Source organism: Longitalea arenae, from assembly GCF_016924755.1.
Lineage (GTDB): Bacteria > Bacteroidota > Bacteroidia > Chitinophagales > Chitinophagaceae > Niastella > Niastella arenae.
The window spans coordinates 475,242-499,791 of record NZ_JAFFJX010000002.1; the positions used below are offsets into that span (position 1 = coordinate 475,242).

Annotated in this window: 14 protein-coding genes; 7 read left to right on the forward strand and 7 right to left on the reverse strand. The window is 47.2% G+C overall.

What is annotated here, in order from left to right; translation table 11 throughout:
• Positions 1–69: 69 nt before the first annotated feature.
• Complete coding sequence (gene hemL / locus JT717_RS06925; RefSeq protein WP_205509469.1) at positions 70–1,356, forward strand: glutamate-1-semialdehyde 2,1-aminomutase; 1,287 nt, start codon at positions 70–72, stop codon at positions 1,354–1,356.
• Positions 1,357–1,543: 187 nt separating this feature from the next.
• Complete coding sequence (locus tag JT717_RS06930; protein WP_205509470.1) at positions 1,544–2,734, forward strand: DUF5009 domain-containing protein; 1,191 nt, start codon at positions 1,544–1,546, stop codon at positions 2,732–2,734.
• A 133-nt stretch (positions 2,735–2,867) separates the two neighbouring features.
• Here the strand turns inward: JT717_RS06930 and JT717_RS06935 are convergent, their stop codons facing one another.
• The 3 genes from JT717_RS06935 to JT717_RS06945 form a co-directional block, all read right to left on the reverse strand.
• The gene (locus tag JT717_RS06935; RefSeq protein WP_205509471.1) at positions 2,868–3,986 is read right to left on the reverse strand and encodes a PepSY-associated TM helix domain-containing protein; all 1,119 of its coding nucleotides are present in this window, start codon (positions 3,984–3,986) and stop codon (positions 2,868–2,870) included.
• 253 nt (positions 3,987–4,239) lie between these two features.
• A complete protein-coding gene (locus JT717_RS06940) occupies positions 4,240–5,181 on the reverse strand; it encodes a helix-turn-helix domain-containing protein (protein WP_205509472.1) in 942 nt (313 codons plus the stop codon).
• A gap of 414 nt (positions 5,182–5,595) precedes the next feature.
• A complete protein-coding gene (locus JT717_RS06945; RefSeq protein ID WP_240347873.1) occupies positions 5,596–6,567 on the reverse strand; it encodes a M23 family metallopeptidase in 972 nt (323 codons plus the stop codon).
• 142 nt (positions 6,568–6,709) lie between these two features.
• On the opposite strand from JT717_RS06945, the gene alaS reads away from it, so the two are divergent.
• From alaS to JT717_RS06970, 5 genes are all read left to right on the forward strand, one after another.
• Positions 6,710–9,346 (forward strand): alanine--tRNA ligase, encoded by a 2,637-nt coding sequence (gene alaS / locus JT717_RS06950; RefSeq protein WP_255552933.1) that lies wholly within the window; start codon positions 6,710–6,712, stop codon positions 9,344–9,346.
• Positions 9,347–9,354: 8 nt separating this feature from the next.
• Complete coding sequence (locus tag JT717_RS06955) at positions 9,355–10,347, forward strand: M20/M25/M40 family metallo-hydrolase (protein WP_205509475.1); 993 nt, start codon at positions 9,355–9,357, stop codon at positions 10,345–10,347.
• Positions 10,348–10,810: 463 nt separating this feature from the next.
• On the forward strand, positions 10,811–11,806 hold the full coding sequence (locus JT717_RS06960; protein ID WP_205509476.1) for a PDZ domain-containing protein: 996 nt from the start codon (positions 10,811–10,813) through the stop codon (positions 11,804–11,806).
• A gap of 162 nt (positions 11,807–11,968) precedes the next feature.
• On the forward strand, positions 11,969–13,417 hold the full coding sequence (gene gatB, locus JT717_RS06965) for an Asp-tRNA(Asn)/Glu-tRNA(Gln) amidotransferase subunit GatB (RefSeq protein ID WP_205509477.1): 1,449 nt from the start codon (positions 11,969–11,971) through the stop codon (positions 13,415–13,417).
• A 47-nt stretch (positions 13,418–13,464) separates the two neighbouring features.
• Positions 13,465–14,664, forward strand: a complete 1,200-nt coding sequence (locus tag JT717_RS06970) for a TlpA family protein disulfide reductase (RefSeq protein WP_205509478.1) — start codon at positions 13,465–13,467, stop codon at positions 14,662–14,664.
• Positions 14,665–14,740: 76 nt separating this feature from the next.
• On the opposite strand, the gene JT717_RS06975 is transcribed toward JT717_RS06970, so the two are convergent.
• The 4 genes from JT717_RS06975 to JT717_RS06990 all read right to left on the reverse strand — a co-directional run bounded on the left by JT717_RS06975 (position 14,741) and on the right by JT717_RS06990 (position 24,418).
• The gene (locus tag JT717_RS06975; RefSeq protein WP_205509479.1) at positions 14,741–16,216 is read right to left on the reverse strand and encodes a RagB/SusD family nutrient uptake outer membrane protein; all 1,476 of its coding nucleotides are present in this window, start codon (positions 16,214–16,216) and stop codon (positions 14,741–14,743) included.
• 43 nt (positions 16,217–16,259) lie between these two features.
• Positions 16,260–19,340: a SusC/RagA family TonB-linked outer membrane protein gene (locus tag JT717_RS06980; protein ID WP_205509480.1), complete on the reverse strand. Its 3,081-nt coding sequence runs from the start codon at positions 19,338–19,340 to the stop codon at positions 16,260–16,262.
• A gap of 620 nt (positions 19,341–19,960) precedes the next feature.
• The gene (locus JT717_RS06985) at positions 19,961–21,394 is read right to left on the reverse strand and encodes a RagB/SusD family nutrient uptake outer membrane protein (protein ID WP_205509481.1); all 1,434 of its coding nucleotides are present in this window, start codon (positions 21,392–21,394) and stop codon (positions 19,961–19,963) included.
• 24 nt (positions 21,395–21,418) lie between these two features.
• Positions 21,419–24,418, reverse strand: a complete 3,000-nt coding sequence (locus tag JT717_RS06990; RefSeq protein ID WP_205509482.1) for a SusC/RagA family TonB-linked outer membrane protein — start codon at positions 24,416–24,418, stop codon at positions 21,419–21,421.
• Between the last annotated feature and the right edge of the window lie 132 nt (positions 24,419–24,550).

Genomic DNA, 24,550 nt, shown 5'->3' on the forward strand with positions numbered 1-24,550 from the left:
TTGCTGATATGCTGATGTGCTAATGCGCTCATGTGATTAGTGCTAATTGAAAAATAGAACGCAAAAACTATGTTTGAAAAAAGTATTGCTTTATTTTCCCGGGCGCAGCAAAGCATTCCCGGTGGTGTGAATTCTCCGGTTCGGGCCTTTAAAAGCGTGGGCGGAACACCTGTATTCATGAAATCGGCCAAAGGCGCTTATATGTTCGACGCCGATGGCAACCGCTACCTCGACTATATCAATTCCTGGGGCCCCATGATCCTGGGTCATGCCTACGAACCGGTAGTAAAAGCCATACAGGAATATGCGCAATATTCCACTTCGTTCGGAGCGCCTACTGAACTGGAAATAGAAATGGCCGAGCTCATTATAAGCATGGCGCCCAACGTTGACCTCATTCGTATGGTAAGCAGTGGCACCGAAGCCTGCATGAGCGCCATCCGGCTGGCAAGAGGTTATACCGGCCGCAATAAGGTCATCAAGTTCGAAGGCTGTTATCATGGTCATGCCGATTCCTTCCTGGTAAAAGCAGGCAGCGGGCTGGCAACCTTTAATATTCAAACCGTACCTGGCGTAACGGCCGGCGTAGCCAATGATACGCTTACCTGCGCCTATAATGACCTGGCGGCTGTTGAACGCCTGGTAACAGAACATGCCGGCGAGATCGCTGCAATTATCATAGAACCGGTAGCCGGCAATATGGGTTGTATTCTGCCCCAGCCGGGTTTCCTCGAAGGATTGCGAAGCATTTGCGACAAAGAGGGCATTGTGTTCATCATGGATGAAGTGATGACCGGATTCAGGCTTGCCCCCGGCGGCGCCCAGGAACGCTTACACATAAATGCCGACCTGGTTACCTATGGTAAGGTGATCGGCGGTGGGATGCCGGTAGGCGCTTTTGGCGGTAAAAAAGAGATCATGCAACACATATCTCCGCTCGGCAATGTGTACCAGGCAGGCACCCTGAGCGGCAACCCGCTGGCCATGATCGCAGGTTTCGTAATGTTAAAAACGCTGAAAGAAAATCCGGCTATTTATAAACAGCTCGATGAATCGACCGGCTACCTGCGCAACGGGCTCAATGATGTGTTGAAAGCAAGCGGCACTCCTTATGTGATCAATCAACTGGGCTCTATGATCAGCATTCATTTCAGCGAGCACCCGATCATCAATTTCTCATCGGCAGCAGCTGCCAATAATGAGCTGTTCAAAAAGTTCTTCCATGCCATGCTGAAGCGGGGCGTGTATTTACCGCCTTCCGCTTTTGAGACCTGGTTTCTCTGCAGTGCATTGACCAAAGACGATCTGGATATGACCATACAGGCAGCAAAGGACAGTCTGAAAGAGATATTATAAAAGATATAGCACTGTTCCTAAGCCATTTGAGCTATCTAATAAGCGGGATATTCCAGCTGTACCTGTTTACGTTCAAATATTTTAAATTAAGCCGTTGACGGAATAAATGCCCGATACGGCTTTTTTCATTAATATACATGTAGAAGAGCCGGTAGACCTGACAACATTCATATTGTAACCCAATAGTATGCCCTCATTTAAACAACGACTTGCTTCTATTGATGTATTCAGAGCATTGACCATGTTCCTGATGATCTTTGTAAATGACCTTTGGACCCTCACCAATATTCCCCAATGGCTTGAGCATACCCAGGCGGCGGAGGACGGTATGGGTTTGGCCGATACGGTATTTCCAGCCTTTCTGTTTATTGTCGGCCTTTCAATTCCCTTTGCAATAGGCAACCGCTGGTCGAAGGGTGCTTCGCAAACCAGCATTCTCGGGCATATCCTGGTACGCACCCTTGCATTGCTGGCAATGGGTTTCTTTCACGTAAACCTGGAAAATTATAATAATCAAGCGGCCTTGCTGCCCAAAGGCATCTGGGAGATCCTGCTCACGACCAGTTATTTCCTGATCTGGCTCGATTATGCACCTTCTTTATCAAAACAAAAAAAGCGATTGCTGCAGGGATCGGGTATTTTGCTGCTGCTGTTTTTGGCCATCACTTACAAAGGCAGTGAAAACGGAGAAACGGTTTGGTTAAAGCCACACTGGTGGGGCATCCTGGGGCTCATCGGGTGGTCTTACCTGCTGTCGGCCCTTATATTCCTATATGGAAAAGGAAAGCTGCCGGTACTGGCAGGATCGCTTATCTTCTTTACTGTATTTAATATAGCAGCAAAAGCAGGATGGCTGCAGGTGCTGGAACCGGTGAGGCCCTATATCTGGATCACCGGCGACGGCTCCTCGCCTTCGCTTACCATCGCCGGCATCATTACAGCAGTTGTGTATGCACAGTTTGCGGAAAAAGGGAAATACAATACCTGCTTTATGGTACTGTTGCTAATGGGCGTATTGATGTTAGCCGGTGGATTTGCGATCAGGCCCCTGGCAGGGATCTCCAAGATCCGGGCTACTCCTTCGTGGGTAATGATCTGCACCGGCATCAGCATCCTGGTCTTTGTCGCCCTGGTCTGGCTGATTGACCGTAAAAACAAAAAGCAGGGCTTTGCCATTATAAAACCCGCCGGTACCAGTACGCTGACTGCCTATTTACTGCCCTATATTTTCTATCCATTGTTTCAGTTGGCGGGACTGGGCTTACCCGCATTGCTGCTGGCGGGGGGCGTTGGTATCGTCAAATCTCTGGCTTTTGCCCTGCTGATCATCCTGCTGACGGGTTTGCTGGAAAAACGGCGGATCCGGTTAAAAGTATAAACGACTTGATCTTTGTTAATAAGTTCTAAAATGAAAACACAAAGATACATATGAATGATTTTATATGTATCTTTGTGTTTTCATAGGATAAGGTTTAATGGTTAATGGTATTTGATTAGTACAGCCTTCTCGATTATCGAGAGGGCTTTTTCTTTCTTCTACCCCACCAGATCATGAAACCGGTAATGGGCAGACTGGCCGCAATAAGCGATCCGCAAAAAGCTAAGATCTTTCCGGGCAAGCCCCATATAGCACCTACATGGATGTCATAATTCATACGCAACAACTTATCCGCGCCTTTAGCGTCTTTGAAACGGCCGTAGATATGGTCAACCGGCAATTCTTTCATGGTGTACTGGTCAAAGAAGCGGTAATCGGTTCGCCAGTAGGTGTCGGCATCTGTATTCACCGCCACCTCAATAGAAGAGGAATCAGTGGCGGGGAAATGCATTTCGATGGTCTCGGCATCCCGGTGTTCCTGCTGCATCTGCACCCATAGTTTGTCGACCGGCATGGAAACCGCCCGGGCAAATTTCGAAGTGTCTGACAAAGGTTCCTGGTAAGTCAGTGATTTTTCGCCGCCAGCGGTTTTGTAAATAGCATTTGCCAGCAATTGCCATCCGAATATGAGTCCGGTAATGGCCATGAAAATAACCACCCAGGTCATATAAAAACCAAGCACATTATGCAGGTCGTAATTCTTCCGGCGCCAGGCGGCGCTCCATTTAATGCGGAAGCGTTGTTTGGCAGCCGCTTTATTCCTTGGCCACCATAAAATGATACCTGTGATCATCATCACCACAAAAATGATGGTGGCATAGATGGTGATGCGCTGGCCTACTTCATGCGGCAGCCACAGGTAATAATGGCCCATCAGCACGATGCGGAAGAAATCGCGGTCCATATTCTTCACCTTCAGCACCTCGCCGGAATAGGGATTCACATAAATGGTATAATAATATTCGGGTTCAACACTGTAAAAGGTCACTACCACCGCCTGATCTTTTGCTCCGTACTGCACACTGTGCAGGTGTTTGCCGGGCAGCTTCGCTTCGGCGATCTGCTTGATTTGGGTAGGCGGCAGGTAAGTTTTTTCCTGCGGAACCACTTTCCGGAAATTTTTTCCAGTCATGGCACTTATTTCTGCCTGAAATGCATATAAGCAGCCTGTAACGGCAATAATGAAAACAATGATCCCTGAAGTAAACCCCAGCCACAAGTGAACTTTTCCAATGATCTTTTTAACAGTCATATTATAAAATTGCGCCAACCAAGGACGGTAAGCAACAAAAATGCACCTACATCTTCAATTTCGCTTTATACAATTGGTAAAATGGTTTACGCAATGAGAAAAAACTGGGCAAAATATTTTTAGTGCAGCGCGGAAGGAATAGAAAAAGAGGGAACGCCCAGCGCCGAACGTTGAATACATAGCTCCTGTTTATCCGGGAATATTTAATGTCATTTGCATTTCGCCTTAAGCGTTGCACATTCCGCTTCCGCAATTAATGCAATAACAGTTCACAGGGTTTCAACCCGGTTTGTTTCTTAAATGCTGTTGAGAAATGGGAAATGGAAGAATAGCCCAGCATCATTGAAACTTCGGTTACGGTAAGTCCTTTTTCGTATAATAAGTACCGTGCATGTTCCATGCGCTGGCTTTGGTAGAAGTCGAAGATGGTCGTTCCGTATAATTCTTTAAAGCCTTTTTTGAGATAACATTCATTGATGGCCACTTTTCGGCTGAGTTCCTTGATCGTAATGGGCTCACCAATATGTTGCAGTAAGATTTCCCGGGCCTTAACGATCTTTTCGCGATCGGCTTCATTCGCCAGGAATTTGCACTGGAACGATTCGATCTCTTTATCATCGCCCAGCATACACTCGAGGCTGTACAGCAACAGCATCTGGCTTTGGCCGTTGATAAAAATATTCTCCAGGCTATCTGTATAAGAATGGCTCAGTAATGCTTCCAGCACCTGGCGGGTGCGGCCGCATAAAGGCAGGATCTTTGAAAATGAGGAAGGATGAACAAATTGCAATACCTCGTCGGTAATGGTCTTTCCCTTACCGGGTTTTACAAATTGTGTTAAGTGCACTGCGGAGAAACGGAAGCTCATCACATCGATGCTTTCAACCCTTTCAGCGCAGCTTTTTGATGTATTGAGCTTGCAGTTGTCGCACTCAACTTCTTTCTTATTACAATACATATTACCCGCAATACAAAAACGAAGCTCCACATAGTTGTCCTGCGGCGCCGCTTTTTTGTAATGATATACCAGTACACCCGTATCCTCAATATTCCATTGGGAATGTTTCCGGTATCTTTTGATAGCATACTGAACCGAACCAGGCATCTGTTGCTCTTTTTCCTGCAACAGCTGTAACTGATCGTGCATGATCGGTTGCTTGTAAGCCAGTGAAAGTATATCAGGCGGATTATACATATTCGCGTGCAAATTTACAGGTCCAATGTTAATTTCCCAATGCTTTATTGGGTTTAGCAGTCATATAAATGTCAGAAACGGTCAATGGTCAATAGTCAATGGTCAATGGTGAATGAATACAAGTCACCAACTGCTGAAAGCCAGTGGCTTATTCAGACAACAGACAAACGATAGCCAATAACATGGCTGCCATTAAAATTGTTTGATGAACAATTAAAAAGTGAAGATGAGTTGGCAATGGGCCATTGCAAGACTGGGAAAGACCGGGGAATGGACAAGACTGACAAAGCCTTTGAATGTATGCTGTTGCCAGTTAAAAGTAACGCCGAAACCTGTATCCTGAAACCTGTAACATTTCATAGAAACATCGCATGAATACATGAAAACCGGTACGCGGTAACCGGCAACCGGAACCTAATCAAAGCTTTGGTTGCTTGAAGAAGACATCTTCAACAGGCGGTCAAATTGTTCAGGGGAAAGGTCATTATAAAAGAAGTAAACGGGATCGAGGTGGCGGCCATTCTTATGTACTTCGTAATGGCAGTGGGGGCCTGTTGATTTACCGGTACTGCCTACCCAACCGATGATCTCACCGCGTTTAATGCGTTCACCGGGTTTTACTTTGATGCGGTACATGTGGCCGTAGAGCGTTTCATAGCCATAGCCATGGTTCAGCACTACGTGGTTACCATAGCCATTGCCCAGGTTACCGGCCACTTTAACAACGCCGTTGGCGGTGGCATAGATCGGTGTTCCCTGCGGGGCGGCGAAATCGAGACCGCCATGGAATTTCACGGTTTTGTATACCGGATCGATGCGGTAACCAAAGCCGGAGGCTACGCGTTTCAGATCGCTGTTGCTCACCGGCTGAATGGCCGGCGTGCACGCTAACAACTGTTCTTTGTTTTTAATAAATCCAGTTATTTCAACATATGATTTCTCCTGGGCCGCCATGCGGTTCTCCAGGTTGCGGAGGGAGTGTACAATAGAGTTTTCCAGCTCATAATTGGTCATGCTGGCCACCATTTCCATTTCCTTTTGCTGGGCCAGGTCCCTGGCCCGCGTACTGTCGGGAATGGGATTGGCCTCGAAAATCGTGCGGTAAATATCATTATCGCGTTCTTCCAGCTGGTTCATGCGCTGCTGCATTTTGGCAACCTGCTCATCGAGCACCCAATAGCGCTCCTGCAGCTGCTCATTATACTGCATCAATGCTTTTTCCTTAGTGGAAGGAAAATACCGGTAAGCGATGGAAACGATTATAATTGAGGTAACTATAGCGGCCGATATAAAACCGAGCACCCGCAGCAGCTTTACATGCAGCGGAGTCTCCAGTTTTTCATATCGGAGAGTATTGGTATTGTAGTAGTACTTGATTTTCTTCATGGATACAAGCCGATTACCAAGGTTGCTTTTCAGCAAAACAGCCCAAATTTAAGTTACCTTTGCAGCCGTTGCCCCAAAACGGTAACATTTACAAATATAAAGGCTTAAGTGCCAATTTTATCAAAGATCGTTCCGTTTTATGATGACCAGCGCAGAAATACGACAGCTTTTCATGGATTTTTTCCGCAAGAAAGCACACGAAATTGTACCATCGGCTCCTATTGTGGTAAAGAACGACCCTACCCTGCTTTTTACCAATGCAGGTATGAACCAGTTCAAAGATTATTTCCTCGGCAATAAAAAAGCCCCCTTCCCCCGGGTGGCCGACACCCAGAAATGCCTTCGGGTGAGCGGTAAACACAATGACCTGGAAGAAGTGGGTGTGGATACCTACCACCATACCATGTTTGAAATGCTGGGCAACTGGAGCTTTGGCGACTATTTTAAAAAAGAAGCCATTGCCTGGAGCTGGGAATTGCTCACCGAAGTATATAAAATACCGAAAGACCGGTTATATGTCACTTATTTTGAAGGTGATGCCGCTGAAAAGCTGCCTAAAGATGAAGAAGCTTATAACGAATGGGCCAAACTGATAGCTGCCGACCGTATTCTGGCTGGTAATAAAAAAGATAATTTCTGGGAAATGGGCGATACGGGCCCCTGCGGTCCCTGTTCTGAAATACATGTAGACTGCCGCAGCGAGGAAGAAAGAAGCCAACGAAGCGGCGCCGAGCTGGTAAACAAAGACCACCCCCAGGTGATCGAGATCTGGAACAACGTGTTCATGCAGTTTAACCGGAAAAAAGACGGCAGCCTTGAATCCCTGCCCGCCAAACATGTGGATACCGGGATGGGCCTTGAACGCCTGGTTCGCGTACTGCAGGGCAAACAATCGAACTACGATACGGATGTGTTCACCGGCACCATCGCGGCCATTGAGCAGATCACGAAAAAGAAATACGATCCCAACACCCCGCCATCCACCAGTGCCGACTGGCACCAGGCGGTGGCGTTCCGCGTGCTGGCCGATCATCTGCGCGCCATCAGTTTTACCATTGCCGATGGCCAACTGCCTTCCAATACCGGGGCTGGTTACGTGATCCGCCGCATTTTGCGCCGGGCCGTTCGTTATTATTATTCTTATTTAGATTATAAACAACCATTGCTGCACCAATTGGTGCCCGTGCTGGCTGAGCAATTCAAAACTGTTTTCCCCGAACTGCAACAGCAACAGGATTTTGTTGCCAAAGTGGTGAAGGAAGAAGAAGATGCTTTCCTGCGCACACTGGAAAAAGGACTGAAAAAGATCGATGAGATCATCAGTTCGGCCAGGAACAAGGTCATCAATGGTTCATCAGCCTTTGAGTTGTACGATACATATGGCTTCCCGATTGACTTAACCCGCCTTATTGCCCGTGAAAATAAGCTGGAGGTAGACGAGAAAGGGTTTGAAGCCGAAATGCAGCAACAGAAAGACCGCGCCCGCGCCGCTACAGCGATCAGCGCTGAGGATTGGGTTGTTCTGGGTGAAGAGGGCAGCACCAGCTTTGTAGGCTACGATCAAAGCCAGGCGGAAGCCAAAGTGCTGAAATACCGGAAAGTGACCGCTAAAGGAAAAAGCTCTTTCCAACTGGTGCTCAGCAAAACGCCCTTTTACGCGGAGAGCGGTGGCCAGGTAGGCGATACGGGCACCCTCTTCTTTGAAGGCGAAGAAGTGGCGGTGATAGACACCAAAAAAGAAAATGACCTTATCATTCATTTTGTTGAAAAGCTGCCCATCAACATTACCGGCATTGTAGACGCCCGCATCAACACCGGCCGCCGGGCCCGTACAGCCGTTCACCATTCGGCTACCCACCTGCTGCATGCTGCCTTACGGAAAGTACTTGGCACACACGTGGCGCAAAAAGGTTCGCTGGTGAATGAGGAGTACCTGCGGTTCGACTTTTCGCATTTCGCTAAGATGACGGGTGATGAAATAGCCAAAGTAGAAGCTATAGTAAACGAAAAGATCCGCGCGAATATTCCGGTGGTGATCAAAGAACTGCCCAAGGATGAAGCCCTGAAACTGGGCGCCATGGCGCTTTTTGGCGAAAAATACGGAGATGTCGTTCGCGTAGTGATCATCGATCCTGCCTATTCCGTGGAATTATGCGGGGGTACGCATGTAGGCGCCACCGGTGAACTGGGCCTCTTTAAAATAAAACATGAATCAGCCGTGGCAGCAGGCGTACGCCGTATTGAAGCGATCTGCGGACTGGCGGCTGAGTTATATATCAATGACCAGCTAAGCCAGCTGCAACAGGTAAAAGAAGAGCTGAAAAACCCGGCCGACCTGTTGAAAGCAGTACAGCATATGGCGGCCGAGAACAGCGAGTTGAAGAAGAAACTCGAGCACCTGGAAAACCGTATGCTGGTCGGCATCCGCAATGAGCTGCTGCATAAAGATGAGATCATTAACGGCGTTACGTTTGTTGGCGACATTGTTGAAGTAGGCAATGCCGATGCATTAAAGAAATTGTGCTTCGACCTGAAAAATAACCTTAATGATCATGTGGTGGTATTATGCGCCAATATCGGCGGCAAACCCTTCGTAGCTGTAGGTATTGCCGACACCGTAGCAGCAGCCCGCCAGCTCGATGCCGGAAAGATCATTAAGGAACATATTGCCCCGCTCATTAAAGGTGGCGGTGGCGGTCAAAAGACCCTGGCTACCGCCGGTGGACAGGATGCCAGCAACCTGCAGCAGGTGATCACGAAAGTGAAAAGCTTGTTGTAAATTAGGGCATGCAATACTGTTATACACGGTTAAGCCTGATCCTTCTCTTATCCTGGAATATTACAATATGTTCAGCCCAGTCAAAAAGTATTGACTCTATCATAACGCCTTCGTCCCTGAAAGAAATGGTTCAACAATTGTCGGCCGACAGCTTTCAGGGACGGCTTACAGGCACCGTTCATGCTTCCCGCGCCGCTTTATACATCAGCTCGGCATTTGAAAGAGCCGGTGCCCTGCCCATAGCCGGCAACGATGGTTATATAATGCCCTTCACCATCGATGATAAAGCAACCGCCTTCAATGTAGTAGCCGCTTTACCCGGCCGTTCCAAAGCCGGGGAACTGGTAATTTTCAGCGCGCATTATGATCACATAGGTACAAAAGACCACACCATTCCCTATCATGTACCCGAACGCGGTAAACCGGAAAAAGAGGACAAGATCTACAACGGCGCCAACGACAATGCTTCCGGGATCAGCGGACTGATTCACCTCGCCCGCTATTTTGCACAAGTTCCCGGGCGCGAACGAACGATCATCTTTATTGCTTTTTCGGGCGAAGAAGAAGGTCTGCTGGGTTCCAAACATCTCGCAGAGGCCTTCGACCCTAAAGTAGTCACTGCCATGGTGAATATGGATATGATCGGGCGGCCGATATCGGAGGATAATAAATATCCTTACATAACCGGGGAGGAGCAGTCGAACCTGCAGGCACTGCTCAACAAAAGACTATACGAGCTGGCCCCCGAGTACGGAGAGCGATATTTCCGGCCCGACCGGTTCAGGCAGGAAAGTTTATATGCCCGGTCAGACAATTATCCCTTCGCCAAACGGGGCATAATCGCCCATACGATCATTACTTCTTCACCGGTTGACAAATATTATCATAGCCTGAACGATGAATGGGAAACCCTTGACTACCCCTTTTTGGCGGAAGTGGTAAAGGCCATTGCCCTGGCGACAACGGGATTAGCCACCGGGTTGGATAAGCCGGAGAAATAGTTGACGGGTTCAAAAAGCACACAAGGTTGAGAAGAACAGAGTACTATCGGATCAAAATCTCTAAACAAAGTAAACCGCAGTCACCTCCCTAACTTTTTGATTGGCCGGGCCACCGTTTCGGCTTACACCACCGGTTCTTTATTGCCGCTCAACTACTATTGAGCTTTTCATTTTTTTAACTTTTGGGCGGGCAACCCTTTCCCGAAGCGGCTGCGTCTACCAGCAGTAAGACCCAGGCTGAACCAGCCTTTGCAGAGAATTGTTATACCCTTTGAAACCGGAATTATCTTATGAAAGATGCGCACTGTTTCATCCACCTTCGCTTTTGTTACAAGCATTGCAGCAAGCCGCGAACCGGCAGACCTTAACAATTCCGAAAATTTTCGTATTTCGATTAATTTCCTATATTTGATGTACGAAAGCCGACGTACATATATTCATTAATATCAAAAACCTACATACAATGAGACGATTCCTGATCTCCGGCACCGCTATGGCAATCTTAACATTGATGCTGTGCCAACCCCTGGCCGCCCAGGATAAAGAAAAAGATAAAGAGAAGGACAAGACCACCAGGATAACTGATAATGATGAGATCATTATCAAAAGAAAGGGCGACAAAGACGCCAAGGTCACCATTGAAATGAAAGGCGATGAAGTTATTGTGAATGGTAAACCCCTGGATGAATTTGACGACGATGATATTGTGATAAAAAAAGGAAGATCAAGAGTTTACGGATTAGCAGCTCCGCACTCCCCTTTCCGTGGGCAGGGAGGCACTTTAAGCTTTGGCGACAATCAGTTATTCCTGCGTGAAGGCGCCATGCTTGGGGTGTTCACTGAAAAAGATAAGGATGTAAAGGGTGCCATTATACAAAAAGTGACCGAAGGCAGTGCAGCCGATAAAGCGGGCTTAAAGGAAAATGATGTGATCAAAAAAGTGGAGAACGAGGTGATCGACAGTCCCGAGGACCTTACAGAAGTGATAGGCAAACATAAACCCGAAGACAAGGTTACCATCACCTACGAAAGAAGTGGCAAAACGAATAAAACGGAAGCTACCTTAGGCAGAAGAAAAGGCAATGCCATGACCTATCGTCCGCATGAATTTGAATTCCCGAATTTCAATTTCGACTGGAAAGACGGTGATTTCGGTCCCCGGGTATTTTCTAACAGCGGCAGACCCCGCCTGGGCATAAAAGCGCAGGATACCGAAGATGGCAAAGGCGCCAAAGTATTGAGTGTAGATGATGAATCACCAGCTGAAAAAGCCGGCATCCAGGAAGATGATGTGATCACCGAGTTTGATGGTAAAAAAGTGAATACGGCAGATGAACTGGTCAGTGCTGCCCGGGAATCAAAAGATAAAGCGGCTGTTAAAATAACCTTTAACCGCAATGGAAAAACGCAAAGCGTTGAGGTTAAAACACCTAAAAAACTGAAGACAGCCACGCTCTAAGTCTTTTTCAAACATCAGCCCTATAGCCGCCGGGGATAACCCCGACCCAAAAAAAGCCGTTCTTCCCGGCTCAACGGGACGGAGCGGCTTTTTTGTCAAAATACCATTGGCGGAAATGAGGTATTTTTGCCTGATTTTTCACCATTAGGCAATCAGAATAATATGTCGACAAATTACGATGCATATGAGATAGTTGTTGGTCTGGAAGTGCATGCCCAGTTACTCACAAAGAGCAAATTGTTTTGTGGCGATAGTGCTGCGTTTGGCGGTGAGCCCAATACACATATCAGTCCCATTACACTGGCCCACCCCGGCACCCTGCCCAAACTGAATAAAAAGGCCATTGCCTATGCCGTTAAAATAGGGCTTGCCTGTAATTGCACCATCACCCGGCATAATTATTTTGCCCGCAAGAACTACTTTTATCCCGACCTGCCCAAAGGCTACCAGTTGTCGCAGCATACTACCCCGGTTTGCCAGGGTGGATATATAACCATCCGCACCCAGGAAGGGACACGCGATATCCGGTTGAACCGCATTCATATGGAAGAAGACGCCGGCAAAAGCCTGCATGATGTAGATGCCAACAATACCTGTGTGGATTATAACCGCGCGGGCGTTCCCCTGGTAGAGATCGTTACTGAACCAGACATTCACAGCGGCGACGAAGCTTATGCATATCTTACCGAATTGAGAAAGCTGCTTCGCTACCTCGAGATCTGTGACGGTAATATGGAAGAAGGCAGCATGCGCTGTGACGCCAATATCTCTGTTCGCAAAAAAGGCGATCCCAAACTCGGCACCAAGGTAGAAGTGAAGAACCTGAACTCGATCAGGAACGTAAAACGCGCCATTGAATTCGAGGCCAAACGTTTGGTGGATATTCTGGAAGCAGGCGAAAAAGTAATTCAACAAACGCGGAGCTTTGATGCCGGCAATGGCACCACCTTCGCCCTGCGCACCAAGGAAGACGCCAACGATTACCGCTATTTTGCTGACCCTGATCTTACGCCCTTTGTGGTCACCGACGAATTGTTGCAGGAAGTACGTGCCGCTATTCCGGCATTGCCTGAAGAGCGGGTAGCCAGGTATACTCAACAGTTACAGTTACCTGAATACGACGCCCGGGTGATTACGGATGAAAAAGAGCTGGCGGTATATTTTGAACAGATCATTGAACATACAGACAATTATAAAGCAGCCGCCAACTGGATGCTGGGTCCTGTTAAATCATGGCTGAACGAAACCGGTGCATCCATTACCGGTTTTCCCCTGCAAGCAGCTGCTATTGCATCGCTGATTGCTCTCATCGACAGCAACCAGTTGAACTTCTCAGTGGCTTCAACGAAACTGTTTGCTGCCCTGTTAAAAGAACCGGGCAAGCAGCCCTTACAATTAGCCAAAGAGCTGAACCTGTTACAGGATTCAGATGAAGGGAATGTGGCTGCCTGGATCGAAGAGGTATTGAACAAGATGCCCGATAAAGTGGCAGAATATAAAAAAGGTAAGAAAGGGCTGATCGGCTTGTTTGTAGGAGAAGTAAAAAAGGTATCGAAGGGGAAAGCCGATCCGAAACTTACCAATGATATTCTTTTGAAAAAGCTGCAATAACTATTGCCGGTTTCCATCCGGCAAAAAAACAAATAAAAAATTCACGGATGAAACGAATTTCGCATTGGCTATTGATGATACTGGTGGTTACCGTAAGTGCCTGCTCGCAAAAAGACAAAGGCACCCTGGAGGTAACCGGTAACATAGCCAACCTCGATAAAGTAGCGGCCCTGTACCCGAATGCCGTTAAAAAAGGAATGGTAACGCTGTTCTTATATGAAGTTCCTTTTGGCGGCGACATTCCCCCGGTTCAACTGGACTCAGTAACGGTTTCAGCAGATAAAAGATCCTACACCTTAAAAGGGCCCGCCAAACATATTGGCATGTACAATATTGTAATTCTCGATGGTCCCATGATCCCGGTGGTGAATGACGTTCCCAATATGACCGTTGATATTGACATGGCGAATGAAAGATTTTATACGGTGGCCGGCTCGGTAGCCAGCCGCGAACTGCAGGATTTTATTTTCACCTATGATATGAAAAGCGTAAGCGCCGAGCATACCATGAACCAGCTCGACAGCCTCAAACGTATAGGCGCTCCTGACAGCACCCTGATCAATCTTACCAATCGCAAGAATGCCGCTATTAAGGAGTTGAATGAATATATGAAGCGGATGATGACCGATGCGAGCCAACCGGTAGTGGCTGCTTTTGTATTGGGCCGGTCGGCCAAAACATTGCCGCAACCTGAGTTTGAAACTGCCCTGAACAGTCTTACGCAGAAATACGCAGGCGATTCGAACCTGGCAGAAATGAAGAAAAGGTATAATGCCTACAAAGAACAGATCGCAAAGATAAGAGCGGAGCAGGAGCAACAAAATGCCTGGGTGGGTAAAAAGGCGCCTGAGTTAACCTTGCCCGATGTAAATGGAAAAAAAGTGTCCATTTCTTCTTTCAAAGGCAAATATGTATTGGTTGATTTCTGGGCAAGCTGGTGTCAGCCCTGCCGTGCAGAAAATCCAAATGTGGTAGCGGCCTTTAACAAATACAAGGATAAGAATTTTACGATTCTGGGGGTATCGCTCGATAAAAAGAAAGAGAACTGGCTCGAAGCTATCAGGGAAGATCAGTTGAAGTGGACGCATGTGAGTGACCTGGCTTTCTGGGACAGCAAAGCAGTAACTACTTTTGGATTCACCGGAATACCTTACAATGTACTGATCGATCCGGAAGGCAATGTGGTGGGTGAAGGCTTACGCGGCGAAGCGCTGGACAATAAACTGCACGAGATCTTTCTGCAATAAGATATAAGACATTTAAACAAAAGGCCCCCGCTGTCAGTGCAGCGGGGGCCTTCCTTTTATCGGAATGTGATTCTGATCAATACCCATCGTTCTGCACCAGCACCCGTACGCTTTTATCAATTTCAATCTGCGGCACGGGGAAGATATTTTTCCTGGCGCCGTAAGGCTGTGGCGGTAATAAGGAGGTTCCGTCATTGTCATACTTGTTGGTTACAGTTCCCTTAACCCGCATAATATCCCAGAAACGGTGCCCTTCAAAAGCCAGTTCAATGCGGCGTTCACCAAGGATCGCAGCGACCAATGCATCCTTATTGGGAAAGCTTAAAACGGTATATGGCAGGGCAAGACCCAAAGAACGGTTCCTTACCAGGTTCAGTTTTGCGATCGCATCCGCGTCTACGCCGGTCTCAAGGCGGGCCTGTGCTTCTGCATAGTTAAGCAACACTTCTGCATAACGGATGATCGGCGCCCAGTCACCGCGGGCTGTGATGGAACTGTATTTATTGGTGAATTTAAAAGCCGAAGTTTGATTGGTGGTACCGGAGATGATCATAGCCCTTCTTTTATCATCAGTTGTAAAGTAAGGATTGGTTGTTGTGCTCAGGAAAGAACTGGATACCGACAGGTCGCCTCTTCCGTCGGGATGATAATGCATGGGCAATGCATTATTGGTATTGGGGTTATCGTTTATGCTGTTGGGAATTGACCATATGGTTTCACCACTCATATAATTACCATCATTATCGGCAGCAAAAGCCGCATTGGGCGTGCTGTTCAATGCATAGGTACCATAAGTACCATTGATCACGTCGAGCGAATGTTTCCTTGCGTTGGCATAATCTCCTTTATACAGGTATACTCTCGATAACAGGGATGCCGCCGCGGCTTTTGTTCCGCGCACCTTGGTATCGTATACCTCTTCATATTCAAGCGGCAGGTCGGCCAGGGCCTCTGTGAGGTCATTGATAACAGCTGTATAGATCGCTCCCACAGAAGCTCGCGGCTGGTTGGCGGCCGGATCATTAGATGTAAAAGCCTGGGTCATCAGAGGGATTCCAGGATGCGAAGCATCGGCCGTAAATGCATATGGTTGCCCAAAAAAATTGACGAGGTAAAAATTGGCCACGGCCCTTACAAACTTACATTCTGCCAAAAGCTCTTTGGCTTTCTCAGGCGTAAGTTTATTTATATTGGCCTCAATACCGGCTATCGCCCGGTTCGAGCGGGCAATGGCCGCAAAACCCGCCGTCCACACATTCGAAGCAATTCCGCTATTGGCCAGCAGGTTGAAGCGGGGAAGATCTGTGAAATAGTTGGTACGGTCGAAAATGTCTTCGCCCATCAGATCAACATATACCAAAACGCGGCCAGATAAGAACTCAGCACTTTGTAAACCATCGTAGTTGCCCAATACTACCGCTTCAATCTTTTGCGGTGTCGAAAAAGCCAGATCGCTCACCAAGAGGTCCTGCGGTGTTATTTCGAGCACCTTTTTATTACAGGAACTGGTAATGACAGCTATTGCCAGAAAACTATATAATATATGTCGCATAACTATTTGCTGTTTGAATGTTTAATAACAAATCACTGCTGTTCTATAAACCCAGGTTAATGCCCACGGTATATGTCCGCGAAAGGTAAGGCCTCGTTCTATCGATACCCAGGCCGATATTCGTATTACCGGTACTGTTTGCTTCCGGATCGATACCTGTGTAACCGGTAAAGGTGTAGAGGTTACTGCCCTGTATATAGAAGCGCATGCGGCTCACCTTGATCCTGCCTGAAACTGACTTTGGCAGGGTATAGCCGATCTGCACATTGCGGATACGTACGAAATCACCTTTTTCCAACCAGCGGGTAGAAGCCTGAGACCATTGGTTATCGCCATAGAACAAGCGGGGCACATCGGTATTGTCGCCCGCCTTTGACCATGCATCCAGAATGTCTTCTGACTTATTCCTTACGTTGGCATAAGACATGATGGTTTGCTTGGTTTGGTTGTATACATAAAAACCAAAGGCATATTGAAGATCGATGCTGGCATCGAAACTGAGATAGTTGAAGGTTTGTGTTAATCCGCCATAGAATTTCGGGTAAGGGCTTTTGTTCTTGTCTATAACGCGGTCGGTCGCGGCGATCTGGCTGGTAGTGGAACCGTCCTTTACCATCGTCCAGGTTCTGGTTGCATGGTCGTATTGTTTTTGGTTTCCGGCGCTATCGAGGAAGGTAGGCAAACCATTGGCCGGGTTCACGCCTGCCCAGCGGATGAGATAAAAGGCGCCAATGGGATAACCTGGTTTGGCTACCGAAAAAGTGGCTGCTACATCCTGGTCAAATACAATGTCCCCTACTGAATTGGTAGCCGTTACTTTAATGTTATTCCATGCAAAATTGTAATTGACATTCCAATGGAAGTTCTTTCGCTGCAAGACAGGTGCCGTCACTGTTAACTCAATTCCATGGCTTCTGAACTCGCCAACATTGGCTTTTATTTCATTATCCGGAAAACCCAGGGTAGCCAATACGGGGTTATCGAGGATCAGGTCAATCGTTTTGCGATTATAGTATTCCAGGGTAAAGCCAATATTATTAAAGATCACCGCATCGATGCCCGCATCAAATTGTTTATGGCGTTCCCAGCGAAGATCGCTATTGCCGGGATTGGATATTCTCAACACCCCTTTTTCGGCGTATGAGTCGGGTTCATAGGTACTCAGCGCCGGGAAATAGCCAATATCGGGATTACCGGTCAATCCGTAGCTGGCCCTTAACTTAAGGTCTTTCACAAACGGATATTGCCTCATGAAATCTTCTTCAGAGATCCGCCAGGCAAGGGATCCGGAAGGGAAATAGTCCCATCTGTTGGGGCCGAGCAAGCGGCTGTCGCCATCGGTCCTGAATGTAACAGTGGCGAGGTATTTTTTCCTGAACCCATAGTTAATAGTACCGAAAAATGAGGCCAGGCCGTTATCAATATCGTTGGTTCCGTTTTCACCACCTACTTCGTCATAATTGTCAGCGGATATTAGTCTCAGGTCCATATCCCTTATGCCAGCGCCATAGTTGTACGCATATTTTCCGGTATAGCGGATATGTTCTACACCAGCGAGTGCATTCAATTCATGATCAGCGCCAAACTGGCGGTTATAAGTCAGGGTATTGAACCAGTCCCAGGTATTCACTTCATTGTATACTGACTGCCGGAGGCCGAAGCCCAGGCCATCGCCAATATCCGGATTCCACCATTGGTCGGTAAAGGCATTTGTATAATCAAGGTTTATCTGGCTTTTAAACTTCAGGCCCTTTATCAACTGTATTTCGCCGTAAGCACTCCCGATGAACCGGCGGGCATCGCGGTTGTCGTAATTCATATTGATGACTGCCTCCGGGTTGGGCGTATTATACGAAACAGTGCTGCCGCCTATGCCGTCATAATATTGCCCATCTGGCCCGTATACCGGAATATTTGGCATGGCAGTTAAAGGCCCAAAAGGAATACCTGATAAAGCATTACCTGTTCCGGAACCATGACCAAAGGTTTTCGTTTTTGAATATTGAGAACTGATACCAATCGTAAACCAATCAGTCACTTTGGATGTCAGATTCAGCCGGGCCGATCCCCGCTTCTGCTGATTGGCATCCATATAACTGTTGAGATCATTATAGTTCACGGAAGCATAGTAGGTTGTTCTTTGTGAGCCGCCGCTAACCGACAAGTTATAGTTTTGAACGAGCCCTTTGCGGGACACCACATCCTGCCAGTCGGTGTCTACGGTATCCAGTTTACCATCATTATTGATATCGCCATAATTGGCAGCATTCGACAGCCCGGCATTGCTTCTCATTTTATTGATGGTAGTGATATAATCGGCCGCATTCAAGACTTTCATATTGCGGGCTGGTTCGTTAAAACCTACATAAGAATCGAAGTTCAAGGTGTTTTGCCCGGCCTTGCCTTTTTTAGTAGTAATGAGTATAACACCGGCCGTTCCGCGCGAACCATAAATAGCGGCCGCGGATGCATCTTTCAATACTTCAATATTTTCTATATCGTTTGGATTCAGTTCTGCCAGGCCGTTGGACTTATTATACAGCTGCCCCTGGTCGCCCTGCGTCAAGGGCACACCATCCATGACAATGAGGGGGCTGCTGCCTGAGGAAATTGAGGCTGCGCCTCTAATGCGGATGGTAACCTCATCACCGATGGCTCCCGAAGCAGTATTTACCAGCACCCCTGCAGCCTTACCGGTAAGCGCCTGATCAAAGCTGGTTACGGGTCTATTGGCCACTTCCTCTCCTTTCACGCGGCTTACCGAACCGGTCAGCGACCGCTTGGCAATGGTATTATAACCAACCACAACCACTTCATCCATAGACGTTTCCTGTGCTTTCAAGATCATATTATACTCACTCGCCGCTCCAATACTAAGTTCTTCCGACTGCAGATTGATGGAGGAAATAACCAGGGTTTTAGCACCCATTGGTACGTTTAATGAATACATACCATCTGTATTCGTAACCGTACCCACCCTGGTGCCTTTAACAATGACAGAGGCGTTGGGAACCGGGTTACCATTGGCATCGGTAACTTTTCCGGTAAGTGTGCGGGTTTGGGCAAGCAGTTCTCCCGATAGCAGCAATAGGATGCACCAAAGGGATATTAGCGTTTTTCTCATCGGAGTTAGTATTTACTAGGTTATTAACAGTGGATAAAAAAAATTTATAATGGGTACATTAAAGTAGGACAACTAATCTTTGATAGCGCTGCATTTAATCACATGTTCCGCTCACGACATGATTAACATGTTTCAAGGTATTAAATACATAAAAACTTCACTTACATGAACTAGTAACGGTCGGGTGGGATATTCCCGGTATTGCCTGGCTGCTCTTTCAATCAAAATATTGATCAAAAACAATTATACATGCATCTGCATCGCACATGCTGCAAGGTTACTCGGTAGGGAGTCCAAAGATAAGAACTTAGAGAATAATATATATCTAGATGAAATATTGTCAAGCTGAAACAGAGAGTAAAAAACAATCATGGGTTAAAAATACAACAGGCCACCCACCCTTTGGCAGGCAGCGGATGTATACTTGCATTACTACATAATTATACTTATTGAGAAAAAGGATGGGAACTGGCATGGTCAACAGCTTTGCCTACCATCCGGGGTTTATCAGAAAATAAAAAACGCAGCTGTATCTGCTTTGGCAGCCGGGGTGGCCGTTCACAGTAAAAAAAAAGGGCTGCCCGGTGAGCAGCCCTTTTCAGGTATGGACAAACTATAAGCTATTGATAGCCCTCATTTTGTTGCGGCTTGATGTTGGGATTGGCATCCACTTCGGCCTGCGGTATCGGCAGGATCCTTCTAAAGTTGGTGAATGCTATCGTTCTGGCAGTGCTTGGGTAATTGGCACTACGTACCACATCGCGTTTCAGGCGTTGCAGATCAAGGTAGCGGTCACCCTCAAAGGCCAGCTCTTTTCTGCGTTCTGTGATAATATCTTCGTACAGTTGAGGGCCGGTAGAAACGATTGGCGCAGCGCCTCTGCGGCTGGTGATCTCGTTTACGTACTTAAGGGCGTCTGCCGGGTTACTTGCCACAGATGCTTCAGCTGCGATAAGATACACCTCACTCAACCGCAGGACTTTGGTATCACTGCGATCGCCGGCCAAACCGGTATATTTGTTGATGAATACCACGGGGTTATTTTTAGGGCGTTCGCCGGTTGGGTATAAGGTTCTACGAACATCGCTTGCACTGAACAGGCTGTAGAGATCACTGGCCACCAGGAAATCGCCATAGTTACCCGCCTGGCTGTACAGGTATGAAAGCGCATCAAATGCAAGATTGCTTACCGCATCGGAAGAAACTTCAAACAGGGTTTCCAACTGATCTTCCCGGATAGCATTATTCGCCCAGTAAGCAACATAATCTGACTGCCCTACTAATTTGAACTTGCTGTTGTCAATTACATCCAGCGCGGCTGTTCTCGCATTCGCCATATCGCCCATGGTCAAATACACTTTGGCCTGTAATGCCCTGGCTGCATATTTACTGAACTGCGAAGAGTTCGTGAAAGTCGTCATTAAGTTGTAAGCCTGGGTAAGGTCGCTCTGGATCAACGCATATACTTCGGCAACCGTGTTGCGGGCAGGCTTAAGATCTGGATTGTAGGTGGTAATGATGGGCAATCCTGGTTTGCTTGGATCTTCCGTATAGGGCCGGGCATAATACCTTACCAGCGTAAAATAGCAAAGGGCCCGCGTAGCGTATGCTTCCCCTTTGTACTGGTTTACGTTCGCATTGGCCGCAACCGGCGCATTGATGATATTGTTGGCCCTGAGGATCACCGCATATAAGGAAGCCCAAAACCCTAATGCATTGGCATCCGTTACGGGAAACGTATAGTTATTATACAGCGTATACCGGTTGGTGTTTTGCGAAGACTGATAAGCATTATCGGCCATAACATCGCCTAATACCGGAATGGTCCTTCCAAATGCGTCGGGCGCATAACTTGTAGTTCCAATGGTCACTCCCGTACGTAACCCGGCATACATACCTCTTGTGGCAACGAGCAGATCGGCTTCTGTACTTAATGCAGTTTCCGGTGATACAGATGTGGGGGGAGTCAATTCAAGAAAACTCTTGCTGCACGAAGCAAATGTGGCTACGATAACAGCCAGCCCTAACAGTTTATATTTAGAAAACAGATTCATAATTGTAATGATTAGATTTTAAGATTAGAAACCAAGGCTCAATCCTACAGTAATGGTTTTGGGAATGAATACGTTCAGGTTGGCCTGGCTATTGGTTCCCTGCTCAGGATCGAATGGCAGGTTATCGTCTTTAACCCAGGTGAACAGGTTGGTGCCACGCACGTATACAAAAGCATTCGACAGTTTTGCTTTGGAAGCAACAGAAGCTGGAACCGTATAACCCAATTGAATATTACGCAAGCGGATAAAGTCGCCTTTATTCAGATAAAAGGTGGAAGAGCTGTTGAAGTTCTTGTTACCATTATAAATGTATCTCGGCACATCTGTAACATCGCCGGGTTTGGTCCAGCGATCGAAGATGCGCGACGCTTTATTATAAGTAGCACCAAAGCCGGCGCCCATATAATAACCGCCCCACTGATCCTGTACATAGTTTCCGAAGTTATAGTACAGTTGGGCATCCAGTGTAAAGCCTTTGTACCTGAACGTGTTGGTCAATGAACCAAAAACTTTGGGCAGCGCACTTCCTACAATGGCGCGGGCAGCTGATGAATAGTTATTGGTTGTTGTTTGATGGCTAGCGTCGGTGTACCAGAGCGGATCGCCATTGGCAGGATCTACGCCGGCATACTCTCTAAGGTAGAACGATTGAATACTGCTTCCCTGACGAAGTACAAAGAAGGTGTTCATTACAATTTCGTTGCCATCGGGCAGGCTGGTGATCCTGTTCCTATTGGTGGCGTAGTTAAAATCAACCGACCACTCAAATTCTTTTGACTTAACAGGCACTGCATGCAGCGCAATTTCAAGCCCCTTGTTTTCCATGGAGCCTATGTTGCGGGTAACTTTTGAGAAACCAGAGGTGAGTGATAAAGGCATATCCAGCAGCAGGTCTTCCGATTTTCTGACGTAATAATCAACAGTCAGTTGAATACGGTTTTGCAATACGCCTACATCGATACCCACGTTAAAAGGTTTGTTCAATTCCCAGGTGAGGCTGCTGTCACCTACGTTGCTGGGAGCGCTGCCTGGTGTTTGGTTATAGTTGAAACCATATCCATATAATCTATACCAGTCGTAGTTTCCAATACCGGCATTACCATTTACCCCATAAGACGCACGCAACTTCAACTGGCTGATCTGTTGGATACTCTCAATGAATGCTTCTTTATCTACATTCCAGGAGGCGCCGACTGACCAGAAATTACCATACTTGTTATTGGCACCAAAACGGGAAGAACCATCCCGGCGGAAGCTTCCCGACAGAATGTATTTGTCTTCAAAATTGATATTAGCCGAAGAAAATTGCGACAGGAATGAATAATCACTCAAAGTGGCAGTGGCTGTAACCGGGGTAGCACCTATTGCAGGCAGGTTCATACTCAGGTTGGAAGGGAATAGTTGCGACTGCACCGAATTCTGATAACCGCTCGACTTTTGCGCCTCGTAACCTACCTGCAAGTTCAACTGCAGATCATATTCTTTTGACAGTTTTTGATTCCAGTCGAGGGTGGTTGTGCTCAACCTGTTGAAGTACCGGGTGTAGTAAGAGAAAGCCCTGCCCACGGAAGGCATACCATCACCGTGAAGCGGGTTGTTATACTGATCTTCCTCGAGCATGTTCAGATCACCGCTTAAGCTTGTCCTGAACTTCAGGTTCTGAAGGATATTGTATTCCACAAAAGCATTACTGCGCAAACCAACATCTTTTTGGGTGCGTTTGTCAATTTCAGTGAGCGCAATTACGTTGTGAAGGTTGCCGAGCCTGGAAGCGGTCAGGTTGTAGGTTCCATCGTCGTTATAGGCCGGGCGGGAAGGCAACATAAAATAAGCTGCCAGTACCGGGTTACCGAAGCCGCCACCAGTAAGCGGGCCACGGGTATTCACATATCCACCGTTTATATTAAAGCCTACGGTCACCTTTTCTGACGCTTTATGCGTAATGCGTGCGCTTCCGCTGGTTCTGTCTAACTTGGAATTGATGGTGGTACCTTCCTGTACAAAATAACCACCGGATAAGTAAAAAGTGGTTTTGTCATTACCACCTTCGGCACTGATGTTATATTGCTGTTGTTTGCCGATCTTATTTACCGCATCGTACCAGTTAAAATCAACACCATTGTTATAACCAAGTCCTGTTAAGGTAGATTCCACATCCGCCGGTGTTCTTCCTGCATTCACAAGGCCTTCGCGGGTGATCTCAAAGTACTTCTCTGCATTTAAGGGTTCGTATCTGTCGTTCACATATGCAATATCATTTTGCCCGAGCTCCGTATCGAAGCGGAAACGGGTTTTGCCTGATTTACCTTTTTTAGTCGTTACAATGATCACCCCGTTGGCCGCCCGGCTACCGTAGAGAGAACCGGCCGCAGCATCTTTCAATACAGATACACTTTCAATATCGTTCGGGTTCAGGGTGCTCAACAGGTTAGAGTTATTACCCAGGCGGTGGGCTTCCCCTGAATTGACAATGATACCATCAATTACCCATAATGGCGCATTGCTGGCAGTGATAGAGCTCATACCGCGGATGATGATCGATTGATTCGCGCCGGGCTGACCCGTTGCGGCAACCGATTGCAGACCGGCCACCTGGCCCTGCAATATTTTATCTACCGAAGTGAATGGCCTGTTCTCGATATCGGGCGCTTTCACCGTGGCTACGACACCGGTAAGGTCTTTCTTTTTCTGAGCGCCATAAGCGACAATAACGACCTCACTTAAACTGCCCGTTTGGGATCTTAAAACGGCGTCGATGGTAGAAGATGAACCGAGGGCAAATTCCTGGGTGATCACACCCACTGAGCTCATCACAATTGTTTTTGCATTATCGGGAACTGTAAGCGAAAATGATCCATCGGGTTTACTGGTAGTACCCAGTGAGGTACCTTTTAAAGTAATGGAAACATTCGGAAGGGGGTTACCGCTCTCATCTGTAATTCTCCCGGAAATCGTTCGGGATTGGGCCTTTAGCTGGGACGCACAGAATAGTAGCCCACAGAGGAGCCATAGAATCTTTCTCATAGTAGCGTTTTTTAATATTAGATAACAGTTATGCCTGGTGACAAAGGCAATTTAAAAAAGAGACATAATTTAGTGCATTGTGCTGCTTCTTTATAAACAATTCAATTATTACTTATCTTGAAAAAACCGGTT